A 23500-nucleotide genomic window follows, 5' to 3' on the forward strand; every position below is an offset into this window, starting at 1 on the left:
CCCCATGATCAAGATTGCCGTGCCCAACAAGGGCTCCCTGTCCGAGGCTGCGACCGGCATCCTCAGAGAAGCTGGCTACAAGGGCCGCGGATACACCAAGGCTCTCAACATTGTCGATGAAGCCAACGGAGTCGAGTTCTTCTTCCTGCGCCCGAAAGACATTGCCATTTATGTCGCCGGAGGCCATCTTGATCTGGGCATCACCGGTCGCGACCTGATGCTCGATTCGCGTGCGGATGTCGAAGAGATCCTCGACCTCGGTTTCGGCGGCTCCACCTTCCGCTTTGCCGCCCCAGCCGATGCGGCTGAGAGCATGACCATTGCAGATCTTGAGGGCAAGCGCCTGGCGACCTCCTACCCGCACTTGGCGGCCGACTACCTCGCCGACCGCGGCATTAACGCTGAAGTGATCCGCCTCGACGGCGCAGTAGAGATCGCCATCAAGCTCGGCGTGGCCGATGCTATTGCCGACGTGGTCTCCACCGGTGCCACGCTGCGCCAACAGGGGCTTGCTCCGTTCGGGGAGCCGATTGTGGCAAGCGAGGCAGTCGTGGTCAAGCGCACCGGGCGCGAGCTGACCGTAGAAGATGAGATCGTGCTCTCGCGCATCCGCGGTATTCTCACGGCGCACAACTTCGTCATGCTCGACTACAACGTCTCGCGCGACAATCTGCAGTCCGCTGTGGACATCACCCCGGGGCTGACCGGGCCGACGGTCTCCCCGCTGCAGCGTGAGAACTGGGTCGCCGTGCGCGCGATGGTTCCGCGCAAGGAAGCGAACCTACTCATGGACCGTCTCGCCGCAGCTGGTGCTGAAGCAATCCTCGCCTCGGAGCTCAAGATCGCGCGAATCTAAATCTGGCTACACTGGGCACGTATGGGCTACAGAACAGAAGAAGATTTGCTCGGTACCGTCGACGTTCCCGACGACAAGTACTACGGCGTGCACACGATGCGCGCGATCGACAACTTCCAGATTTCGTCCGCCAAGATCCAGGACTACCCGGATTTTGTCCGCGGCATGGTCATGGTGAAGAAGGCCGCCGCGATGGCCAACCGCCGTCTGCACACCCTGCCGAAGGACAAGGCTGACGCGATCATCGCCGCATGCGACCAGATTCTTCACGACGGCCGGTGCATGGACCAGTTCCCCATCGACGCCTACCAGGGCGGCGCGGGCACATCGGTGAACATGAACACCAACGAGGTCGTGGCCAACCTTGCGCTCGAGCTCCTGGGTCACCCGAAGGGTTCCTACGACGTCATCAACCCGAACGACGACGTCAACATGTCGCAGTCCACGAACGACGCGTACCCGACTGGTTTCCGCCTTGGTCTGCACCAGTCGTTCCAGGGCCTCATCGAGGAACTGGATGAACTGCAGAAGGCGTTCCGTTCCAAGGGCGATGAGTTTCACGACATCCTCAAGATGGGCCGCACCCAGCTGCAGGACGCTGTCCCCATGACTCTGGGCCAAGAGTTCACCGCCTTCGGTGCCAATCTCGCGGAGGAGCAGGACCGACTGCGCCAGGCAGCTGACTCGCTTTTGGAGATCAACCTGGGCGCCACCGCAATCGGCACCGGCGTGAACACTCCGGGCGGGTACCGTGACCAAGTCACCGCCGCTCTGCGCGAGGTCACTGGCCTGCCGATCTCCACCTCCCCGGACCTCATCGAGGCAACGAGTGACACCGGCGGCTACGTCATGGCTCACTCCGCCCTGAAGCGCGCAGCCATGAAGCTGTCAAAGATCTGCAACGACCTGCGCCTTTTGTCCTCTGGCCCGCGCGCCGGCCTGAACGAGATCAACCTGCCGGAGCGCCAGGCTGGTTCCTCGATCATGCCTGCGAAGGTCAACCCGGTCATCCCCGAAGTGGTCAACCAGGTGTGCTTCAAGGTGTTCGGCAACGACGTCACCGTCTCTATGGCCGCCGAGGCCGGCCAGCTCCAGCTCAACGTGATGGAGCCGGTCATCGCTCGCAGCTTGTTCGGGTCCATCTCACTGCTGCGCAACGCCGCGAAGACGCTGCGTGAGAAGTGCGTCACTGGCATCACTGCCAACAAGGACGTCTGCCAGGGTTATGTGGAGAACTCCATCGGCATCATCACCTACCTCAACCCGTTCATCGGCCACCACAATGGTGACCTGATCGGTAAGGAGGCCGCTGAGACGGGCCGCGGTGTGCGCGAGCTCGTGCTGGAGAAGGAGCTTCTTGACGAAGAAACCCTCGACAAGATTCTCTCCAAGGAAAACCTCATGCACCCGGAGTTCCGCGGCAAGCTCTACCTGGAGTGAGACGCAAACGGGGGTTAGCCTCGCCACAATCCGCCTCTGACCGCTCTACCAGCCTGGTAGGGCGGTCTTTTGCGTCGCATACTGGGGGTATCGCAACTCAACAGAGCTCTCACTGTGCTCGAGAAAGGACCCCGTTGTGCTGTTAGTGCTTCAGCTCATCATCCTCTTCGGCGCCATCATTTTGGGCGCCCGCCTGGGTTCCATCGCTATCGGTTTCGCCGGAGGTTTGGGCGTTATCGCGCTCGGCCTGACCGGCATGCAGGTCACTGCCGAAGACATTCCCTTCGATGTCATCGGCATCATCATGTGCGTCATCGCTGCGATTTCAGCGATGCAGCTCGCCGGCGGAATGGACTACCTGGTGTATCTGGCGGAGAAGTTCCTCCGCCGCGACCCGAAGCGCGTGACGTTGTACGCGCCGATTGTTACCTGGCTCATGACCGTCCTAGCCGGAACCGGCCACACCGCGTTCTCCACGCTGCCCGTCATTGTGGAGGTGGCGAAGGAGGGCAAGGTCCGGCCGTCGCGCCCCCTGACGGTGGCGGTCATCGCTTCCCAGATGGCCATTGTCGCTTCACCGATCTCGGCCGCTGTGGTCTTCATGGCAGACCTGCTTGAGCCTCACGGCGTGGGTTACCTGCAGCTGCTCGGTGTGATGATTCCTGCAACATTCCTGGCCATCTTTCCCACGGCATGGTTGGCCAACCGAATGGGCAAGGACCTTGTAGACGATCCTGTTTACCGCCAGCGACTCGAGGAAGGCTTGGTCAAGCCTCCCGCCTCGCAGACCGGTTTCGCACCGACAAAGGGCGCGAAAACATCTGTGATCATTTTCCTCGTCGCCATTGTCGTAGTGATGGTGTACGCGACGATCATTTCCGATCAAGTCGGTCTCATCGCAGAACCCACGATCCCGCGCAATGAGGCGATCATGACCATCATGCTGGCGGCCGCGGCCATCATTCTCATGGTGACAAAGCAGCAAGCCGCGCAGGTTTTGAACACCCAGGTGTTCCGCTCCGGAATGTCGGCCGCGGTCTGTGTGCTCGGTGTCGCGTGGCTGGGCACCACCTTCATTAACCACTACATCGACGAGATTCAGGACATCTCCGGTAACGTGCTGCAATCGCAGCCGTGGCTGTTGGCGGTCGTGCTCTTCTTTGCGGCATCTCTGCTGTACTCCCAGGCAGCCACCGCGAAGGCGCTCATGCCAGCGGCTATTGCCATTGGAGTCAGCCCGCTGACTGCAGTCGCCGCGTTCCCGGCAGTGTCCGCGCTGTTCGTCTTGCCTACATACCCGACTCTGCTCGCGGCAGTGGAGATGGACGACACCGGTTCCACGCGGATCGGAAAATACGTCTTTGACCACCCGTTCATCATTCCGGGCACAGTGTGCATCATTCTCTCCGTCCTGCTGGGTTACGGTTTCGGTGCGGTGCTGATATAGCGCGCCTACGCTGGGAGGTATGAACGCTCCTACCTCTGACGTCGCTATTGCCCAAGCCCACACACTCGAACCGATCGGGGACATCGCCGCGAAGGCCGGTGTGCCCGACGGTGCACTCATCCCGTACGGCAGAAACATGGCGAAGGTAGATGTCAGTGCGCTTCAATCGGCGGACCGCGACCACAAGAATGGAAAGCTCATCCTCGTCACCGGTGTGTCGCCGACCCCGGCCGGCGAAGGCAAGTCGACCGTCCTGATTGGTCTGACCGACGCATTGGCGCAGCAGGGCCACAACGCCATGGTCGCTCTGCGTGAACCGTCGCTGGGCCCAGTCATGGGTATCAAGGGCGGCGCCGCCGGTGGTGGTTACTCGCAGGTGGTGCCGATGGAAAACATCAACCTTCACTTCACCGGTGACTTCCATGCGATCACGTCTGCCAACAACACGCTGGCCGCGATGATCGACAACCACATCCAGCAGGGCAACGAGCTGGGAATCGATGCCCGGCGCGTGACATGGCAGCGCTGCTTGGACGTCAACGACCGATCCCTGCGCAACGTGGTCACCGGGCTCGGTGGCCCAGCCTCTGGTGTCCCGGCCCAGACCGGCTTCACCATTACCGCGGCCAGCGAGATCATGGCTGTACTCGGCCTCGCCACCGACCTCGAAGACCTGAAAGCGCGCCTGGCGCGGATCACCATTGGCCTGACTTTCGACGGGAAGCCTGTCACCGCCGGTGATCTCCACGCCGAAGGTGCCATGGCAGCGCTGCTCAAGGAGGCTCTCAACCCGAACCTTGTGCAGACTCTCGGGGGTACGCCAGCGTTCATTCACGGCGGACCGTTTGCGAACATTGCGCACGGCTGCAACACCCTCATTGCCACCCGCACCGCGCAGCAGTGCGCCGACATCGTACTCACCGAGGCGGGCTTCGGGTCTGACCTGGGTGCCGAGAAGTTCTTTGATATCAAGGCCGCATACGGGAACTTGGATGTCGCCGGCGCAATGATTGTGGCGACGATTCGTTCGCTGAAGTACAACGGCGGCGTCGACAAGCAGAAGCTCACGGACGAGAACCTTGAGGCGCTCAAGGCGGGCGTGGCCAATCTCGAGCGCCACGTGGAGAACGTGCGGAAGTTCGGTGTTACCCCGGTTGTCGCGCTCAACCTGTTCGCGTCCGATACACAGGCAGAACGCGACTTCATGCGTGAATGGGCCGAGTCGTTCGGCGTCGCCCTGGAGGAAGCCGAGGTGTGGGCGAAAGGCGGCGAAGGAGCCCAGAAACTGGCCACAACGCTGTTGGACAACCTCACCGAAGGCACGTCGAAGACGCTGTATGACCCTGCCGATGGGATTGAGAATGCTATCGAGACTCTCGCCCGAGAGATCTACCGCGCTGACAAGGTGCAGTACTCGGTCAATGCACAGCGCGACTTGAAGACGATCAAGGACAACGGCTGGGACACCCTTCCGGTGTGCGTCTCAAAGACCCAGTACAGCTTCTCGGATGACCCAGCTGCGCTTGGTGCACCGGAGGGACACACATTGCACGTGCGCAAGCTCATCCCGCGCACCGGTGCTGGCTTCGTCGTCGCTCTGACCGGCGACGTGATGACCATGCCGGGGTTGCCCAAGGTGCCCGCCGCCAACAATATCGACGTCGACGCCACCGGCACGATCAGCGGGCTGTTCTAAATCTCCGGAACAGTCTCAGCCGCGGACCCCGGCCATCCGGGGTACTCCGGCGGTGTCCCACCGTAGATCGGGCACAGGGCTTGGAACGAGCACCAGTTGCACAGCTTCGACGGCTTTGGGCGGAAGTTGCCGGACTGCCCGTCGGATTGAATCTTGTGCCACAGGTCGCCTAAGTCCCGTTCGAAGAATTCGAGTTCTTCCCGCGATGGGGCAAGGAAGAGTGAATCAATCACTTTGAGGTACATCAGCCTCAGCTGGTGCGGAATCGTGCCGAACATGCGCCAGTACACCAGTGCGTAGAACCGCATCTGGAATTTTGCTTCGTCAGAGAAGCGGGGCGAGGGCTTCTTGCCCGTCTTGTAGTCGACAACACGGATTTCACCCGTGGGCGCAATGTCCACGCGGTCGATGAACCCGCGCACGGGAACACCATTCGGCAGCACGGCATCGACGTACATTTCTTGGGCGTGTGAGTCGAAACCGTGCGGGTTCTCCATCTCGAAGTACCCGCGCAGCAGGGAACGCGCCGCGACGAACAGGGCGTACTCGTCAGCAATAGGGTCGGCGCAGGAAGAATCGTCGATAAGCATCTTCTGCCATGCCGGCTTGATGCGCTTCACCGCGGCGGGGTAAGTCCGCTCCTCGCGGGGCCAGGCGTGCATCTCCTCGAGAACAGCATGCACAAGCGTTCCGGTGACCTGGGCTTCCGTCTTCGGTTCCGGGATCCGGTCGATCGCACGGAGGCGATACTTCAGCGGGCATTGCAGGTAGTCGTTGGCGCGCGAGGGGGAGAGGGCAAGCGGTTTCATCGTGCCCACCATTCTAAGGTGGAGCCATGAACCTCTCCGAATTCATCGCAGCAAGCCCAAGCGCGTTCCATGCCGCCGCGAACGTCCGCGACGAGCTGGTGGCCGCAGGCTTTCCCGACGACCAGATCCTCGTCCACGGCGGCGCCGTGATCGCATGGTGGATCCCGGAGAACCCGAACCCGCGTTTCCGCATCATCGGCTCGCACACCGACTCGCCGGGGCTGATGCTCAAGCCCGACCCCGATTTCGTGCGCGAGGGCTTCCGCCAGCTCGCCGTTGAAGTCTACGGCGGGCCAATTCTGCAGTCGTGGTTCGACCGCGAGCTCACTTTCGCCGGGCGTGTGTCGCTTATCGACGGCTCCACCCGCCTCGTCTCCACCGGCCCCATCGCGCGAGTACCCAACCTAGCGATCCACCTCTACCGCGGTGACGCGCCGGAAATGGACAGGCAAGTGCACATGAAGCCGGTGATGGCTGTGGACCGGCCGTTCATGGACGTCGTGGCTGAGCAGCTCGGTGTGAAGCCGGAGGAGATCATCGCGCACGAACTCAGCTCCGCTGATGCTCAGCCCCCGGCGGTGATGGGGGATGTCATGGCGGCCGGGCGTTTGGACAATCTGTCGAGCGTGCACGCGTCGCTGCAGGCCATGGTGCGCGCGAAGGATGAGGCGAAGGACGTGCTCGTCCTCGCCGCATTCAACCACGAGGAGGTCGGCTCAGCCTCGGCCACCGGGGCGGGCGGGCCGTTGCTCGAGCGGGTGCTCACACGCGTTGCCCGCGATCTGGGTGACCCGCTGGATATCTTCGCCGAGTCGACGATGATCTCGGCTGATGCCGCCCACGCTGTGCACCCGAACTATCCGGGCAAGCATGACCCGACCCACCGTCCGTTGATGAACCGCGGGCCGGTGCTGAAGATCAACGCGAACCAGCGCTACTCCTCGGACGCGGAAACGGAAGCGACCTGGATCCGTGCCTGCCGCAACGCGAACGTGCCGGTGCAGACGTTCGTCGGGCACAACGGGGTGCCATGCGGGTCGACGATCGGCCCGATTGCCTCGACGCGCCTAGGCATCCCCACTGTTGACGTAGGCGTGCCGCTGCTATCGATGCACTCTGCCCGCGAGTTGGTCGGCGTGCAGGACCAGGCCTGGTTCGAGGATGCGCTGTCCGCCTTCCTGCGTGGCGACTGCTAGAAAGGACTCCCATGTATTCAGGCCCATTCCGCCCCGGCGACAAGGTGCAGCTGACCGACGCGAAGCGCCGCCACTTCACCATTGAGCTCGTCCCCGGCGCGACGTACCACACGCACAAGGGCGGCATCTCCCACGACGACATCATCGGCGCCGACGAAGGCTCTGTGGTGAAGTCCTCCAACGGTGCCGACTATCTGTGCTTCCGCCACCTGCTCGTGGACCATGTCCTGTCGATGCCCCGCGGCGCGGCGGTTATCTACCCGAAGGACGCCGGCCAGATCCTCGTCGAGGGCGACATTTTCATGGGTGCCCGCGTGCTGGAGGCTGGTGCTGGCTCCGGTGCGCTGACGATGTCCCTGCTGCGCGCTGTCGGCCCGGAAGGTCACGTGTTCTCTTACGAGATTCGTGATGATCACTTGGCTTTTGCCGAGGACAACGTCGACGATTACTTCGGGCAGCGCCCGTCCTGGTGGACCCCGCGCCTGGGCGATTTCGGCGAGGTGACCCAAGAAGACCTCGGTGGTCCCGTCGACCGCGTCATTTTGGACATGGTGGAGCCGTGGCACTTCATCGATACGGTGAAGGACATTCTCATCCCGGGCGGGGTGTTCATGACGTACGTGGCCACAGTGCCGCAGCTGATGAACATCGTTGAGGGGATCCGCGAAGCGAAGTGCTTCACCGAACCGCGCTCCTGGGAGACCCTCCTGCGCGAATGGAAAGTCGAGGGCCTGGCCACCCGCCCGGAGCACCGCATGAACGCGCACACAGCGTTTTTGGTGTGGACCCGCAAGCTCGCCGACGGTGTCACGCCCCCGCGTCCGCAGCGTCGGGCCCGCAGATAAGCTGGAGCCATGAACGGTGCCGACCTCCGCGAGCTGAAACAGCAGAACCAAGCTCTCTCCGCGCGCAATAAGCAGCTCGCGGAGATGTTGAAGGTCTCCCGCGACAAGCTCAAGGACCTTTCCGCGCAGGTCGAGGCGCTGTCCGAACCGGCGTCGACGTACGGCATCTACCTCGCCCCAGCGCGCCGCGGACAAGAAGCTGAAGTGTTCACATCCGGCCGACGGATGCGTTTGAAGGTCTCGCCGAATATTGAGCCGGGCACGCTCACTCCGGGTGGACTTGTGCGCCTCGGCGAAGGGTCGATTGTCGTGGAGGCGGCCGGTTTCCCTAAGGCCGGTCAGCTGGCAACCCTGTCGGAGAAAATCGGGTTTGACCGCGCCATCGTCGCTGACATGCAGGGCGCGGAGCAGGTCGTCCACCTTGCCGAGAATGTTCGCGCCAAGGCCCGCGCAGGCGACACCGTGCTTATCGACGCAAAAGCGGGCTACGCCTTCGAACGCATCCCCAAAACTGAGGTCAACCAGCTATCCCTCGAAGAGATTCCCGACGTCACCTACGCCGACATCGGCGGCCTGCGGAACCAGATCGAGACGATCCGGGATTCTGTCGAGCTGCCGTTCACGCACCCGGAGCTGTACAAGGCCTATAACTTGAAACCGCCGAAGGGGCTGCTGCTCTACGGCCCGCCCGGTTGTGGAAAGACACTGATCGCCAAAGCGGTCGCGAACTCGCTGTCCACTCGCATCGGTGACGGGGGAGCGGCGCACTTCCTCAACGTCAAGGGCCCCGAGCTGCTGAATAAGTACGTCGGCGAAACAGAGCGCCGCATCCGCCTCATCTTCGAGCGCGCCCGCGAACTCGCCGGCGAAGGACGGCCCGTCATCGTCTTCTTCGACGAGATGGAGTCGATCTTCCGGACCCGCGGCTCCGGTGTGTCCTCCGACATGGAAACGACCGTCGTCCCCCAGTTGCTTACGGAGATCGACGGTGTGGAAGACATCGCCAACGTCATCGTCATCGGCGCCACCAACCGGGAAGAACTCATCGACCCGGCGATTCTGCGGCCCGGCCGCCTAGACATCAAAATCCGTGTCGACCGTCCCTCACGCGAGGAGGCCCGCGAGATCTTCGCCCGCTACATCACCGACGATGTTCCGCACGCGGAGGAGGTGGAAGATCTGGTGAACGCGGGCGTCGATAAGCTCTTTGCCCCGCGTCCTTTCGTCCAGCTCACGCTTGTCGACGGCACCACCGAAACCCTCCACTACTCCGACTTCGTCTCCGGCGCGATGATCGCCAACGTCGTCGACCGTGCGAAGAAGCTGGCTATTAAGGATGAAATTTCGGGCGCGGGTTCGGGAGTTTCCGTCGAGCACGTGCGCACCGCAGTTCGTGCAGAGCAGGACGAGAGCGAGGACATGCCAAACGTGTCCAACCCGGACGAATGGGCGCGCATTTCGGGCCGCACCGGCAAACGAGTCGTGGCTGCTGAGGTGCTGTAGGCGTTCGGGGTCGTGCTTCAAAGAGCCGAACTGCTAGCAAGGGTCCGTAGGACAATGTCGAAGTCGTGGTCACTGAGGTGCGCGAAGCTCATGATCAATCCTTCCGTGTGCCCATCTCGGCTCGACCACAGCGACTCGAGGCGGCCGCACTCAATGCCATGTGACTGAAGCTTTCTATTGAACTGGTCCCGGCGGGCAGGTGAGTCGAAGCTCAGTGTGAGATCCACTCCGTTCGACTCGGCCATTTCGTTGACGTGTGCACCGTTGGCCTCGAGCGCCGGAACGAGATCAGTGTGGATGATTGCCCGCCGGCGTGCCAAACGGTTACGGACGGCTTTCGTGTTCCGGCGAACATGCCCGTTCTGAAGCAGATGCGCGACGGCCAGCTGCGTGACCGCGGATACTGGCATACCGAGGACCTTCCGCGTCTGCTGCACTTCTTCGGAGAATGCTGGGGGAGTGACCACGTACCCGGCAGAAAGGTTGCGGCTCAGCAACGTCGAGAAGGTACCCAGCGTGAACACATCGGCCTGGTGATTGAGGGCGGCCAGCGGAGGTTGCGGGGCAAGGCGGTAGCGCAGCTCAGCATTGAAGTCATCCTCGATGAGAGCTGTACCCTTCTCATGCGCCCACGCGAGCAGTTCGGACCGGCGGGCAGCAGGCATCGATGCGCCGAGTGGGTACTGGAAAGCGGGAGTGACCAGAAGAGCATCCAATTTGTCGGGCAAGAGTTGGACGTTCACGCCGTACTCGTCGACAGCGCATGGGACCGCGTCGTGCCCGGTGGTCGGAATGACGCGGCGGAGGCCTGGGTGGCCAGGGTCCTCGACCCCCACCCGGAGATGATGCTGCCGCCTGGCGAGAGTGAGCAGAATCAGCATGAGGCCTTCGCGTGACCCGCCGGTGACTACGATTCGGTCCTCGGTCACCGCCAGTCCGCGGGCCAGACGGAGGTGCTCTGCGATCGCCCTGCGGAGCTCGGGTTGTCCTGCAGAATCGACCACGATGGACGGTTCAGCTGCTGCCTCCCGCCACGCTTGGCGCCATGCGGCGGGGCGAACTGCTCCGGCGTGCCCGGACGACGGCTTCAAAGAAATGAGCTTTCGCGGTTGCTCAACTTTTGGCCGAAAAGGTGGTGCATCGATGCCACTAGGTGCACCCGCCGGCAGATCGGGATGCACGCGCGTCGGTGAACCCTGCGAGGCCAGCAAGTACCCTTCGCTGATGAGCTGGTCGTACGCCGTGACGACGCTACCGCGTGAGATCCCGGCCAGTCGCGCAAGCTCGCGTGTCGACGGCACCTCATCCCCGGGCTGCAGTTCTCCTTCAGTGATAGCCGTCCTGATGGCGGTTGCGACTTGCGCGGGGAGTGGAGTGGGGAGGTCGCGGGAGACGTCGATAAGCATTGCTCGAAGGTGACTGGTCCAAAGAATCTAAATCAAACTGGCACTAGGAATCTACCAGTGGGAGGGCAAGACTAGTGCTATGACGTTTTCCACGAACCTCTCTAAAGCTGAGTTGACCGAGTCCTTCAAGGGCGGAGTGATCATGGATGTGGTCACGCCCGAGCAGGCGAAGATCGCCGAGAACGCCGGTGCTATCGCCGTGATGGCGCTCGAGCGCGTGCCCGCCGACATTCGCGCTCAGGGCGGTGTTGCCCGCATGTCCGACCCGGACCTTATCGAAGGCATTCTCGGTGCCGTCGACATTCCCGTGATGGCCAAAGCTCGTATTGGCCACTCGGTGGAGGCGAAGATTCTCGAGCACCTCGGTGTTCACTACGTCGACGAGTCTGAGGTGCTCAGCCCGGCCGACTACGTCAACCACATCGATAAGCGCGGTTTCGACGTGCCGTTTGTCTGCGGTGCGACCAACCTGGGCGAGGCACTGCGCCGCGTGAACGAGGGTGCAGCAATGATTCGTTCGAAGGGCGAGGCCGGCACCGGTGATGTATCCGAGGCCACCAAGCACCTGCGCACTATCAAGAGTGAGATCGCTGGCCTGCAAGCACTGTGGAACGGCAACCGCGATGAGCTCTACGTTGCCGCCAAGGAACTGCAGGCGCCCTACGAACTGGTTGCCTACGTGGCCGAGCACGGCGCACTGCCGGTACCACTCTTCGTCGCCGGTGGCGTATCCACGCCGGCCGATGCGGCCCTGATGATGGAACTGGGTGCCGACGGTGTCTTCGTCGGCTCCGGCATCTTCAAGTCCGGCAACCCGGAGGCCCGTGCAGCTGCTGTGGTGAAAGCTACCCAGAACTGGAACGACATCGCCGCTGTCACCGAGGCCTCCCGGGGTCTCGGCGAGGCCATGGTCGGCATTAATGTGTCTGACCTGCCGGCTCCGCACCGTCTTGCCGAGCGCGGTTGGTAGCCAGCAATAGATCTTTAGTATCGCCTTTCAGGCGTTTAGCCAACTGGCGAACTGCGGAAACGCAGCTGCGGGGCCGCGAAAGGCGATACTGAAAATGTAGGACCGGGGCTCTCACCCGCTACGTACGCCCCTTTAGACTGGTGCACCATGACGCGTTTCATGGGAACCGAAACTGAGTACGGCATTCTCACGCCGGATAGCCCGAGCTTGAGCCCGATTGTGAGCTCGACGCACGCGGTGGTGGCGTATGCGGCGATGCACACCGCCGCCCGTGCGCGCTGGGATTATCAGGACGAGCACCCGCTGAAGGATTCCCGCGGGTTCGATCTGAAGCGCTACCAAACAGTTCCCATCGTCGACCCTAACGCGATCGGTGTGGCCAATGTGGTCACGGAGAACGGTGCGCGCTTCTACGTCGACCACGCGCACCCCGAGTACTCATCGCCCGAGGTGCCGGACGCCTTCAGCGCCATGCTTTACGACGCTGCCGGTGACCACGTTCTCAACGACGCCGCCGCCCGGATCGCAGAGCTGTGGGAAGATGGCGTCTCAGTGCTGGGCGGCCACGACCCCTGCCCGCCGCTGAAGCTGTACAAGAACAATGTCGACGGCAAAGGCGCATCGTTCGGTGCCCACGAAAACTACCAATACTCGCGGCAGACCCCATTCGAGGCGATCACTGAGGGTTTGATCCCGTTCTTTGTGACCCGCCAAGTCTTCGCGGGCGCGGGCCGAATGGGACTGGGGGAAGCGGGGGAGCAGGACGGATTCCAGATCTCCCAGCGGGCCGACTACTTCTTCCAAGAGGTCTCGCTGGAGACGACACTCAACCGCGGCATCATCAACACCCGCGACGAGCCGCATGCGGACGCAACCCAGTTCGGCCGGCTCCATGTCATCATCGGCGATGCCAACATGTCGCAGTACGCCAACCTGCTCAAATTGGGCACGACGAAGCTCGTCCTCGACGCCATCGAAGAAGGCGTCGACTTCTCGGACCTCCAGCTCAAGGAACCGGTTGAGGAACTCAAGCGGGTGTCCCGTGATCTGAGCCTGACGCACCAGCTCGGGCTCAAGGATGGCCGTGCGCTCACAGCATTGGCGATTCAGCGCGACTACCTTGCACGCGTCACGCCCGCGACGGATGTGGATAAACAGGTCGTGGCTCTATGGGGAGAGATCCTGGACGATCTTGATCGCGATCCACTGTCTACCGCGGACCGTCTCGACTGGACAGCGAAGTGGGCGTTGATCAAGGGCTACCTGGACCGCGGAATCGACATCGGCAACGCCAAGCTCAAGGCCGTGGACCTTCAATACGCCGACATCGATCCGGACAAGTCGCTCTACCACGCGCTGGTTCGAGCTGGACGGATGAAGACGTTGGTCAACAACGAGGACATCGCCCGGGCCGCTACTACACCACCGGAGAGTTCCCGGGCGTACTTCCGCGGCAGGATCGCGAAGGAATTCGGCGAAGACGTCCTCTCCTCGAGTTGGCAGACCATCCAGTTCAACACCAACGCTGGCCCGCGGACTGTCTCCATCCACGCAGTGGACGGATTCACGCGCGATGATGTCGGTGAGTTGCTGGACCGTGCGGCATCCGTGGAGGAGATTGTCGCCGCTTTCAACGAGAACCCATAAGCGCTAAGTAGGGTAGAGCTATGGCTCAAGAACAGATGAACACCTACTCCGGCGGCGGGTCCGACGAGGAGGGTACCGGCCAGGAGGCCGGCCAGGTCAATGTCAACACCGCAGGCACCGACGACCTGCTCGACGAAATCGACTCTCTGCTGGATAACAACGCCGAGGAGTTCGTCCGTTCCTACGTGCAAAAGGGCGGCCAGTAATGACGGTGTATCCGCGCCGCATCATGGGCGTGGAGACTGAATTCGGCCTGACCGCCATCCGTGACGGCAAGGCGGTTTTAGGGCCGGAGGAGATCGCGCGGTACTTGTTCAAGCCAGTCGTGGCCCAGTACAAGAGCACGAACATCTTCACCGCCAACGCGGCCCGTCTGTATCTCGATGTCGGTGCGCACCCGGAGTACGCGACAGCGGAGTGCGATTCGCTCACCCAGTTGCTCAACCACGACAAAGCGGGTGAAGTACTGTTCAACGATCTCGCCGCTCAGACGGAAAAGACCCTCGCGGCTGAAGGCATCGGCGGCGACGTGTACCTGTTCAAGAACAACGTTGACTCTGCAGGTAACTCCTACGGTACGCACGAGAACTACCTGATCAGCCGCGAGCTGTCGCTGAAGAACTTCGGGAAACGTCTCCTGCCGTTTCTGATCACCCGGCAACTGCTGTGCGGTGCGGGCATGATCAAGAACGGCCGTTTCGTCATCTCGCAGCGCGCCGATCAGGTGTGGGAGGGAGTCTCGTCAGCCACTACGAGGACACGCCCGATCATCAACACCCGCGACGAACCCCATGGGGATTCGAGCCGGTTCCGCCGCATGCATGTCATCGTTGGTGACTCCAACATGGCGGAGCCCTCGTTTGCTCTCAAGATCGGCTCGACGCAGTTGGTCATCGAGATGCTCGAAGCGGATTGGGACATTCCGGCTTTCGACGTGGCCGAGCCGATCAAGCACATCAAACAGATCGCGCTCGACCCGACCGGCCAGACAGAACTCGCGCTCAAAGGCGACACCACAGTGACCGCGCTCGAGGTCCAGCAGGCCGTCCTCGAGGCCGCGAAGGGCTGGCTCGCCCAGCGCCAGGACGAGGGCACGCCGAATGCTGAGTTGGAGAAGGTCGTGGAGCTGTGGGGCAGGACACTCACGGCCATCGAGACGCAGAACTTCGAGCCAGTCTCTGGCGAGATCGATTGGGTGATCAAACGCAACTTGCTTGAGCGCTATCGCGACCGCTTGGGCGGGGACTGGAATCACCCGAAGCTCGCTCAGATCGACTTGGCGTACCACGACATTAGCCCGCGCCGCGGGCTGTTCTACCACCTGCAAAATAAAGGATTAGTCCAGCGGTGGACCACCGACGAGGCAATCGCCGCGGCTGCGGCTACCGCGCCGGAAACAACGCGCGCCGCTCTGCGCGCACAGTTCCTCGATACGGCCCGTGAGCTGGGCGCCCACTACACCGTCGACTGGGTGCACATGAAGGTTGACCGCCCAGAGCCGCAGACGGTGGATGTGCAGGATCCGTTCGCGACGGAGGACGTAGGCGTCGATAAGCTCGTGGCGTACATGCACGACAACCGCGAGGTGCTTGGCAACGCACAAGGGGGAATCCGTGGCTAACGATGCGCGAGTGATCCAACGGCTGACCAACCTCACGTTCGCATTGCTGGGGTCGAATAAGCCGCGTGATATCGAGTGGATCCGCACGCATGTTGACGGCTACGAAGACAAGACCGATACCGCCATGGCGCGCATCCTCAAGCGCGATGTCCAATCACTGCGCCGGGCTGGCGTTCCCGCGCGCAGTGAGAACGGGCTGGTATGGGTGAACAAAGACTCCTACGAACTTCCGCCGATCAGCTTCACCGAGGAAGAAGCCTACGTGCTGGGGCTGGCGGGGGACTTGGGGACGTCGGGAAGCTTGGGCGCGTTCGCGCGCTCCGGGTGGACCAAGATCGCAGCGGGCGGTGCAACGCGGGCATTTGACGATGCTCCGATTAGCGCGCTGGACAACGACATTTCCCGGCTCGACACTGATGTCGTCGCGGCCGTGACCGCGTGCGTGCGTTCCCGCACCCGGATGCGCTTCACCTACCAGCCCTCTCCGACAGCGCCGCCGCAAACGCGCACGATGGACCCGTGGGGGCTCATCGCGCTGAACAACCGCGCCTACGTCGTCGGCTACGACGTGGAACGCGAAGCTGAACGCAGTTTCCGGGCGGTGCGCGTCAGCGATGTCCGAAAAGTGCGTGACGTGCCCGCAGGGGATTTCCACCTGCCAGACCGCCCGGTCCAGCAGATCGTTGAGGATTCCCTACGCGGCCCCACGGTGAAAGAAGCGGTGGTGCGCGTTGACCCCGGAACGGCGGGGGAGCTCGTCGCGAAAGCTACAGATCTCGGTGATAGCCGTTTCCGTCTCGTCGACGTGGAGCGTGACTGGCTGGTGCGCACTACCGCCAGCTTCGCTCCGCATGCGGTGGTGAAGTTGCCGGGGGATGTGCGCGAGGACGTCATCAAGCTATTGAGCGCGACTCAGGAGGCGCAGAATGAAAGATAGCCCGGAAAAGCTCGGCCAACTCGTCCGCGCGCTGAACTTGATCCCGTACCTGCACCAACACCCGGATGCGACGCCGATGGAGATCGCGCGGAACCTGGGGTACCCGCACACCGAGGTCATGGAGGACCTGAAGCGGCTGCAGATGTCGGGCGTGGGTAAAGGACCGGGCGAGATGATCGACCTTTCCGCAGATTGGACTGGCATCACGCTCATCGAAGATCAAGGGTTGAACGCGCCGCTGCGTCTCACGCCTACGGAAGCGAATGCCCTCTTGCTCACCCTGGAATCGTTGGAAACCATGCCGGGTCTCGTGGATCAAACCGCGGTGGCGTCCGCCGCGCAGAAACTCCGGGACGTCATGCACGATGCCGGTGTTCCCGACTCCGACCATGCGGAGACTCCCGGACCGGCACGCGTAGTGTCCCAGGCACTGACGCAGCGCTGCATGCTGGAGATCACCTACTACTCGGCCACTTCCGACACGACGCGCACGCGCACGGTGTCCCCGGTGGGCATGTTCCACCGCGACGGTGCGACCTACCTGTCGGCGTTCGAGGACGGCTCACCGAAGACCTTCCGCTTGGACCGTATCCAGGACGCATCGCTTCTCGACGCCCCCGCCGCCCCGTCTGCCCACCGCGACTACGACGCGGCAAACCCCTTCGGGTTCGAGCAGGAGAACGTCGCCACACTGCGCATCCGCAGTGACGCGACGTGGCTGGCAGACTACTGGCAGATCGAGTTGCACGAGACTGAGCCCACGGCGCTCACCGAAGGTGAGTGGGTCGAGGCCTCCATGCCCTACGGCAGCGACGACTGGATGGTTCGTTTCTGCCTCAGCCAGGCCGACCGAGTGAGCGTTGTGGAGCCGACTCATATTGCCGAAGAGGTCGCCGGTCGCAGTTCTGCGGCCCTTGAGCGTTATGCTTAGAGCCACACGCGCTTTAAGCCCTTGAATGAAAGGAACTCCCATGCCAAACCTTGGCCTGATGGAAATCCTCCTGATCGTCTTCATCATCCTCCTGCTTTTCGGAGCTGGAAAGCTTCCGGACTTGGCTCGCTCTGTGGGCCGTTCTGCGCGCATCTTCAAGTCCGAGGTCAACGAGATGAACAACGACAAGGCTGCAAAGGAGTCTGTCGCGAACCCTCAGCGTGAGCTGACCTCGGGCGCCGAGTCGACTCAGCCCCCCAACTCGCAGCAGGGCTTCTGGGACCAGCCGGAGAACCAGCAGCGCCCCGCTAACTAGCCGTGTCCCGCAAGAACTCCGAGGGCACGATGACCCTCACGGAGCACCTGCAGGAACTGCGCCGACGCGTAGTCGTGTCGCTCATCGCCATCGTTGTTGGAACCATCATCGGTTTCATTTGGTACCAGTGGGCTCCGGGGCCGACGATGCCGCTGGGCGAGATCATTCGCCGTCCCTATTGCTCTCTGCCGGAGCACTTGCGGGCGGATCTGACCTCTGACGGTTCGTGCCGTCTCATCGCTACTTCGCCGTTCGAGATGTTCATGTTGCGTCTCAAGGTGGGTTTCCTCGCGGGTCTGGTGCTGTCGTCTCCGGTGTGGCTGCAGCAGATCTGGGCGTTCATCACTCCGGGCCTGCACAAGAATGAGCGGCGCTGGACGATGTCGTTTGTCACCTTCGCTGTGACGCTCTTTGTCGCCGGCGCAGTTCTCGCGTACTTCATCGTCGACCAGGGCCTCTACGTGCTCATGTCGATCGGTAGTGAGTACCAGGTCAGCGCCCTGTCCGGTGGCGAGTACTACAACTTCGTCCTCGCACTGATCATCATCTTCGGCGTGAGCTTCGAGGTGCCCCTGATCATCATCATGCTCAACCTTGCCGGGCTGCTCGAGTACGAGCAGGTGAAAGACAAGCGCAGGATCATCATCGTGGCCCTGTTCATTTTCGCGGCGTTCATGACGCCCGGCCAGGATCCGTTCTCCATGATCGTGCTCGCCCTGTCGCTGTGCTTCCTCGTGGAAATGGCGTTCCAGTTCTGCCGCATCAACGACAAGCGCCGCAAGAAGAAGACCGGGGACTGGGGCGATATGCGTGACGACGAAGCTTCCGGCCCCATCGCTCCTGCCGAGCCCATTAGCGCTGCCGCTCCCGTAAGTACTCCGACTCCGGTGGCATCACCTGCCCCTCGACCCGTAGACGACTTCAACAAACCGGGCTATTTCGACGACGTGCTCTAGGGTGGTAGCCATGTCTTCGACGCTCCACACGCACCTGGATGAATTCCGCGCCACTAAGTCGTTTCCCCTCGATGACTTTCAGGTGGAGGCGTGCCAGGCGGTGGAGGAGGATCGCGGGGTGCTGGTGTGCGCCCCAACGGGCTCCGGAAAGACCGTGGTGGGGGAGTTCGCGGTCTCGCTGGCGTTGTCGCGCGGGACGAAGTGCTTTTACACCACTCCGATCAAGGCTCTGAGCAACCAGAAGTACCACGACCTTGTCGATGAGCATGGGGAGGATGCCGTCGGCCTGCTCACGGGTGATGTGAGCATCAACGGCAACGCGGAGATCGTCGTCATGACTACCGAGGTCTTGCGCAACATGATCTACGCCGGGTCGAGCGCGCTCGACCGCCTGTCGCACGTGGTCATGGACGAGATCCACTACCTCGCTGACCGCGACCGTGGTGCGGTGTGGGAAGAGATCATCCTCAACCTCGACGAGTCTGCTCGCATCATTGGTCTGTCTGCCACGGTCTCAAACTCGGAAGAGTTCGGCGAGTGGCTACACGAGGTCCGCGGCGACACGGCCGTGATCGTTTCGGAGAAACGCCCAGTCCCGCTTAACCAGTACATGATGGTGCAGGGCAAGATCATGCCGCTGTTCGAGCCCGGTACGGTCGAAGCGCCCGGCAACGTGAACAAGGATCTGGAGCGCGCCATCGAGCGGCTCGAATCCGGGGCCGCCAACGAAGGCCGCGACGACTTCCGCCAGGGCAAAGGCTTCCGTTCGCGTGCCGGCGGCAACCGCAGTGGCGCACCGCGGGGCCAGGACCGGATCCGACCTGTTGGCCGCCCCGAGGTCGTGGAGGCCCTGCGGGGGCGAGACATGCTGCCCGCCATCGTGTTCATCTTCTCCCGCGCGGGGTGTGACGGCGCGCTGTTTCAATGCCTGCGCTCCCGCAAGGAACTGACCACGCAGGAGGAAGCCGAGCGGATCAAGCAGATCGCCGACGAAGGTGTGGAGGGCATTCCCGAAGAAGACCTCGAGGTACTGAACTATCGCCAACTGCGCACGGCCTGGTCGCGCGGATTCGCTGCCCACCACGCGGGCCTGCTGCCAGCGTTCAAGCACATCGTGGAGCAGCTCTTCGTCGAAGGGCTCGTCCGCGTCGTTTTTGCCACGGAGACGCTCGCGCTGGGCATCAACATGCCGGCCCGCACCGTGGTCTTAGAGAAACTGGTCAAGTTCAACGGCGATGCCCACGTGGATCTCACCCCGGGGCAGTACACCCAGTTGACGGGACGTGCAGGCCGCCGCGGGATCGACACGATCGGTAACGCCGTCGTGCAATGGGCGCCAGCGATGGATCCCCGGGAAGTCGCCGGTCTCGCCTCCACCCGCACCTACCCGCTCATCTCGCTGTTCACACCCGGCTACAACATGGCCATCAACATGCTGCAGATGAACGGCTTCGAAGATTCAATCCGGCTTATCGAGAAGTCCTTCGCTCAGTTCCAAACCGACCGCTCCGTCGTCGGCGAGGTGCGCACCATCGAGCGCCAGCGCGCCAAGGTAGACACGCTGCGCGCTGAGCTTATCGACGCCGCAGGCGCCGACGTCAGCGACGACCTCATGGAGTACATGAACCTGCGCCGGGACCTCACAGAGGAAGAGAAGCGCAACAAGAAGGAGTCCATTACTGAGCGCCGTCAAGAAGTTCAGGCCGTGTTAGGCCGGCTGCAGATCGGTGATGTCATCGCTTTGCCGTCGAAACGCCGTCCGGAACTCGCCGCTGTCGTTGCGCCCGCAGGGAAGAAGGATGACCCGCGGCCGTGGATCACCACCGAGCGCGGCTGGTCGGGACGCGTCGACGCCTCCGCCTTCGCCAACGCCCCTGTCGTGGTCGGCAGCATCAAGGTGCCGCGAGACATCGCGCACAAACCGCGCAAGCACACCCGGAAGGTGGTCAGCGAGCTCTCCCGCAGCCGCTTCAACGCGCCGAAGAAGTTGAAGCAGGAGGCGCGCAACCGGCCGTCGAAACGCATGCTCGAACTGCGCGATGCGATCCGGTCCCACCCGGTGCATTCCTGGCCGGCTGCGCAGCGGGAGCAGCTCGCTCGGCTCGGAGATGAGTTGGTGCGTGAGGAAAGGTCGCTGGAGCGGGCGCAGAAAAGCGTCGATAAGCAAACGGACACGTTGGGGCGCATGTTTGAACGCATCATCGGCCTGCTCACGGAGATGGACTACGTGGAGCTTGTCGACGGCGAACCGACTGTCACCGACGAAGGCGAGCGTCTCGCGCGCATCCATAATCCTTCCGACCTGCTGGTCGCCCAGTGTCTGAAGCGGGGGATCTGGGATGACCTTGATCCTGCCGAGTTGGCTGGCGTTGTTTCAATGTGCGTGTTCGAGAACCGCAAGTCGACCGGCGGGTATCCGGAGGCCGCGACAGACCGGATGGCAGATGCGATGAACGACACCATGCGCATTCACGGCGAGCTCGCTAGCGACGAGCAGCGCCACCGCCTGCCGCCGACGGGCATCCCGGACCCTGGCTTTGCTTTGTCGATGCACCAGTGGACTGCCGGCGCACCGTTGGGTTACGCGCTTGCCGCGGCCGCCGAGTCTGGTGCGGAGCTGACACCGGGCGACTTCGTACGCTGGTCGCGCCAGGTCATCGACCTGCTGGAACAAATTGTGCAGACCGGGTACTCCGACGACATTAAGCACAGCGCCCGCAGGGCAGTCGACGCGATCCGGCGCGGTGTGGTGGCGATCGGCAACTAGCGCACCGTGCCTTCTGGGAGCAGGTTCACCGTGGCCACGCGGAGATTCTTCCCGAACGGGTCGAGGATCAGCGACTGCACTCCAACGATCCTCCCGCCGACCATGACCGGGCCGCCGGAATCGCCCTTGACTGCGGGCTTCGTGTTGAAGACCAGCCCAGCCGGCCGCACGCGCGTGGCCCGAGACCGCGACATCGCCATAGGAATCGTGCCCAACCACAGGCCTGGACGCGCCTGCATCCTCCGCGCGCGTCCGCCAAACCCGAACGTGACGGCTGGGGTGCCGATCCGTGGCGCAGCGCCCTCAACGATCCGCGGGAAGGTCTCAGCCGACAACTTCCGAAAAGGACGAACGGTCACGATGGCAATATCTGTGCCCGGCACGGCTCTGACCTGCCTAATGGTTCGGATAGCGCCGTGGGCCTTCACCGTGGCTCCTGTGGGATGCTCCCGGAAGAAGTGCGCACACGTCAGCACCGTCTCAGGATCGAGCAGCGTGCCCGAGCAATAAGCAGCCCCAGATGAGATGCGGACAAGCGAAGCAGGAAACATTGCCGCCCATCCTATCCACCTACAATGGCGGGCATGAATGCTATTCCCACGCATTTCCCACCGGCCGTCTACGCGCACCGCATTAAGCGGGCCGAAACCCTGTGCACGCAGCGGGGACTCGGTGGGGCAGTGGTGGGAACTGGCCCGGAACTCGCGTTCCTGACCGGCGCGTGGACACAGTCGCATGAGCGTCTCACCGCGCTTGTCATCTCGCCGCTGGGCGACCCCACGCTCATCGCCCCGGCCACCGATGCTGCCGACCTGGCCTTCGTGGAGCAGCTGGGCATCACCCTGCACACGTGGCGTGACGGAAACGATCCCTACCGTATCGTTGCGGCGCACCTCGGTGGCGGCACGGTGGCGCTGGGCAAATCGTTGACTGCCGACCACGTGCTTCGCCTCATGGAGGTCGTCGAAGACACCGTGCTTATCGACGATGCGGTGCCGGACCTGTTCATGGTGAAAGACACCGATGAGATCGCGCAGCTGGAGTTCGCAGCTGCCGCCATTGACCGCGTTCACGAGCAGGTCCCGGACCTGCTCCGTCCCAGCCGCACCGAGAACGAGGTAGCAGCGGACCTCGCCGAATTGATCAAGCGTGAACACGCATCGGTGGACTTCGTCATTGTCGGCTCGGGCCCGAATGGCGCCAACCCTCACCGCGACCACTCAGACCGCGTACTGGAGGACGGCGACCCAGTCGTGGTGGATATCGGCGGCTCCGTCGGCGCCGGCTACCACTCCGACTGCACCCGCACCTACGTGGCGGGAACCGTTCAAGACCCCTCGTTCCAGCGTGCCTATGACGTGCTCCGCACCGCGCAGGACACAGCCGTTCATACTGCACGACCCGGTATGACGGCGGGGGAGCTCGATGCCGTGGCACGCTCCATCATCAACCACGCTGGGTACGGAGTGAACTTCTCCCACCGGCTCGGTCACGGGATTGGATTGGCCCTGCACGAGGCACCGTTCATCGTCGAGGGCAGCGACACGGTTCTCGAAGAAGGCATGGTGTTCTCGATCGAGCCGGGGATCTACCTGCCCGGGCAGTGGGGGATGAGGATCGAAGACATTGTCGTGCTCGAACCCGCTGGCGCACGCCGCCTCAACAACGCTGCCCGCCAAGTCCGCTATGGTTTGCAGTCATGACACAGGCCACACCGGGCGCCGGCCATGATCGACTACACCGCGCAGGTGAACATGCTCACTGTGCTGGCAGATGCCATGCACCGCGGGGAAATCTTCGCGTTCTCGTCGATTGCAGGATGGCGGCCGCGGCGCGCGAACTACGTGTATGGGTCAACCAAGGCCGGGCTCGACGCGTTCTGCCAGGGCTTAGCGGACAAACTGCACGGTGGGCCGCTGAAGCTGATCACGGCACGCCCGGGCTTTGTCATCGGTTCCATGACCGAGGGCATGAAGCCTGCACCACTGTCTGTGAAACCGGAGGATGTCGCCGAGGCGGTCATTGCCGCAGCGCAAAAGAAGGGCAGCCGCACTGTCTGGATTCCTCGTCAGCTGCAGGTGTTGGCCTGGATCATGCGCTTTGTTCCGCGCCCGATCTGGAGGCATATGCCACGGTAGAATTCGGAAAAACTGGTGC

Annotated in this window: 20 protein-coding genes and 1 pseudogene; 18 read left to right on the forward strand and 3 right to left on the reverse strand. The window is 62.7% G+C overall.

Going from position 1 to position 23500, the window contains the following annotated elements:
* Nucleotides 1–4: 4 nt before the first annotated feature.
* The 4 genes from hisG (at nt 5) to KBX17_RS04970 (ending at nt 5439) form a co-directional block, all read left to right on the forward strand.
* Nucleotides 5–856: an ATP phosphoribosyltransferase gene (gene hisG, locus KBX17_RS04955; protein ID WP_256018734.1), complete on the forward strand. Its 852-nt coding sequence runs from the start codon at nt 5–7 to the stop codon at nt 854–856.
* 21 nt (nt 857–877) lie between these two features.
* Nucleotides 878–2296: an aspartate ammonia-lyase gene (gene aspA / locus KBX17_RS04960; RefSeq protein ID WP_005290137.1), complete on the forward strand. Its 1419-nt coding sequence runs from the start codon at nt 878–880 to the stop codon at nt 2294–2296.
* A 136-nt stretch (nt 2297–2432) separates the two neighbouring features.
* Complete coding sequence (locus KBX17_RS04965; RefSeq protein WP_370687582.1) at nt 2433–3743, forward strand: anaerobic C4-dicarboxylate transporter; 1311 nt, start codon at nt 2433–2435, stop codon at nt 3741–3743.
* Between the two features lie 19 nt (nt 3744–3762).
* Complete coding sequence (locus KBX17_RS04970; RefSeq protein WP_256018736.1) at nt 3763–5439, forward strand: formate--tetrahydrofolate ligase; 1677 nt, start codon at nt 3763–3765, stop codon at nt 5437–5439.
* Here KBX17_RS04970 and KBX17_RS04975 read toward each other — a convergent pair.
* On the reverse strand, nt 5436–6248 hold the full coding sequence (locus tag KBX17_RS04975; RefSeq protein WP_256018738.1) for a RecB family exonuclease: 813 nt from the start codon (nt 6246–6248) through the stop codon (nt 5436–5438). The genes KBX17_RS04970 and KBX17_RS04975 overlap by 4 nt on opposite strands.
* 26 nt (nt 6249–6274) lie before the next feature.
* Here KBX17_RS04975 and KBX17_RS04980 point away from each other — a divergent pair, with 26 nt between their 5' ends.
* Genes KBX17_RS04980 through arc form a run of 3 tightly spaced genes read left to right on the forward strand, consistent with a single transcriptional unit; the run spans nt 6275 to nt 9792 of the window.
* Nucleotides 6275–7444, forward strand: coding sequence for a M18 family aminopeptidase (locus KBX17_RS04980; protein WP_256018739.1), 1170 nt, complete (start codon nt 6275–6277; stop codon nt 7442–7444).
* Nucleotides 7445–7455: 11 nt separating this feature from the next.
* Nucleotides 7456–8289, forward strand: coding sequence for a tRNA (adenine-N1)-methyltransferase (locus tag KBX17_RS04985; RefSeq protein ID WP_256018741.1), 834 nt, complete (start codon nt 7456–7458; stop codon nt 8287–8289).
* A gap of 9 nt (nt 8290–8298) precedes the next feature.
* Nucleotides 8299–9792 carry a proteasome ATPase gene (arc, locus tag KBX17_RS04990; protein ID WP_256018742.1) on the forward strand — a complete coding sequence of 498 codons (1494 nt, stop codon included), beginning with the start codon at nt 8299–8301 and terminating at the stop codon, nt 9790–9792.
* 17 nt (nt 9793–9809) lie between these two features.
* Here arc and KBX17_RS04995 read toward each other — a convergent pair whose 3' ends face one another.
* A complete protein-coding gene (locus KBX17_RS04995) occupies nt 9810–11198 on the reverse strand; it encodes a PLP-dependent aminotransferase family protein (protein WP_256018744.1) in 1389 nt (462 codons plus the stop codon).
* 79 nt (nt 11199–11277) lie between these two features.
* On the opposite strand from KBX17_RS04995, the gene pdxS reads away from it, so the two are divergent.
* From pdxS to KBX17_RS05040, 9 genes are all read left to right on the forward strand, one after another.
* Nucleotides 11278–12168 carry a pyridoxal 5'-phosphate synthase lyase subunit PdxS gene (gene pdxS / locus KBX17_RS05000; RefSeq protein WP_005290152.1) on the forward strand — a complete coding sequence of 297 codons (891 nt, stop codon included), beginning with the start codon at nt 11278–11280 and terminating at the stop codon, nt 12166–12168.
* A 147-nt stretch (nt 12169–12315) separates the two neighbouring features.
* Nucleotides 12316–13815, forward strand: a complete 1500-nt coding sequence (dop, locus tag KBX17_RS05005; protein ID WP_256018746.1) for a depupylase/deamidase Dop — start codon at nt 12316–12318, stop codon at nt 13813–13815.
* Nucleotides 13816–13835: 20 nt separating this feature from the next.
* Nucleotides 13836–14021 carry a ubiquitin-like protein Pup gene (locus KBX17_RS05010; RefSeq protein WP_370687257.1) on the forward strand — a complete coding sequence of 62 codons (186 nt, stop codon included), beginning with the start codon at nt 13836–13838 and terminating at the stop codon, nt 14019–14021.
* Nucleotides 14021–15436, forward strand: coding sequence for a Pup--protein ligase (gene pafA, locus KBX17_RS05015; protein ID WP_256018747.1), 1416 nt, complete (start codon nt 14021–14023; stop codon nt 15434–15436). The genes KBX17_RS05010 and pafA overlap by 1 nt, the downstream gene beginning before the upstream one ends.
* Nucleotides 15429–16373, forward strand: coding sequence for a WYL domain-containing protein (locus KBX17_RS05020; RefSeq protein ID WP_256018749.1), 945 nt, complete (start codon nt 15429–15431; stop codon nt 16371–16373). Before pafA ends, KBX17_RS05020 begins: the two co-directional genes overlap by 8 nt.
* Nucleotides 16363–17304 carry a YafY family protein gene (locus KBX17_RS05025; RefSeq protein WP_256018750.1) on the forward strand — a complete coding sequence of 314 codons (942 nt, stop codon included), beginning with the start codon at nt 16363–16365 and terminating at the stop codon, nt 17302–17304. Before KBX17_RS05020 ends, KBX17_RS05025 begins: the two co-directional genes overlap by 11 nt.
* Nucleotides 17305–17344: 40 nt before the next feature.
* Complete coding sequence (tatA, locus tag KBX17_RS05030; RefSeq protein ID WP_005290161.1) at nt 17345–17620, forward strand: Sec-independent protein translocase subunit TatA; 276 nt, start codon at nt 17345–17347, stop codon at nt 17618–17620.
* 29 nt (nt 17621–17649) lie between these two features.
* On the forward strand, nt 17650–18576 hold the full coding sequence (tatC, locus tag KBX17_RS05035) for a twin-arginine translocase subunit TatC (RefSeq protein WP_040424446.1): 927 nt from the start codon (nt 17650–17652) through the stop codon (nt 18574–18576).
* Between the two features lie 10 nt (nt 18577–18586).
* Entirely contained in the window at nt 18587–21343 is a 2757-nt protein-coding gene (locus KBX17_RS05040; protein WP_256018752.1) for an RNA helicase, read from the forward strand.
* Here KBX17_RS05040 and KBX17_RS05045 read toward each other — a convergent pair.
* Nucleotides 21340–21894: a serine protease gene (locus KBX17_RS05045; RefSeq protein ID WP_255994914.1), complete on the reverse strand. Its 555-nt coding sequence runs from the start codon at nt 21892–21894 to the stop codon at nt 21340–21342. The two genes, KBX17_RS05040 and KBX17_RS05045, sit on opposite strands and share 4 nt — an antisense overlap.
* Before the next feature lie 24 nt (nt 21895–21918).
* On the opposite strand from KBX17_RS05045, the gene KBX17_RS05050 reads away from it, so the two are divergent.
* Both KBX17_RS05050 and KBX17_RS05055 read left to right on the forward strand, forming a co-directional pair.
* Nucleotides 21919–23046 (forward strand): Xaa-Pro peptidase family protein, encoded by a 1128-nt coding sequence (locus KBX17_RS05050; protein WP_256018753.1) that lies wholly within the window; start codon nt 21919–21921, stop codon nt 23044–23046.
* 21 nt (nt 23047–23067) lie between these two features.
* Nucleotides 23068–23481: pseudogene (locus KBX17_RS05055) on the forward strand (SDR family NAD(P)-dependent oxidoreductase); the annotation flags it as partial.
* Nucleotides 23482–23500: the final 19 nt, after the last annotated feature.

Origin of the sequence: Corynebacterium sp. CCUG 65737 (assembly GCF_024454115.1) — a bacterium.
Lineage (GTDB): Bacteria > Actinomycetota > Actinomycetes > Mycobacteriales > Mycobacteriaceae > Corynebacterium > Corynebacterium genitalium.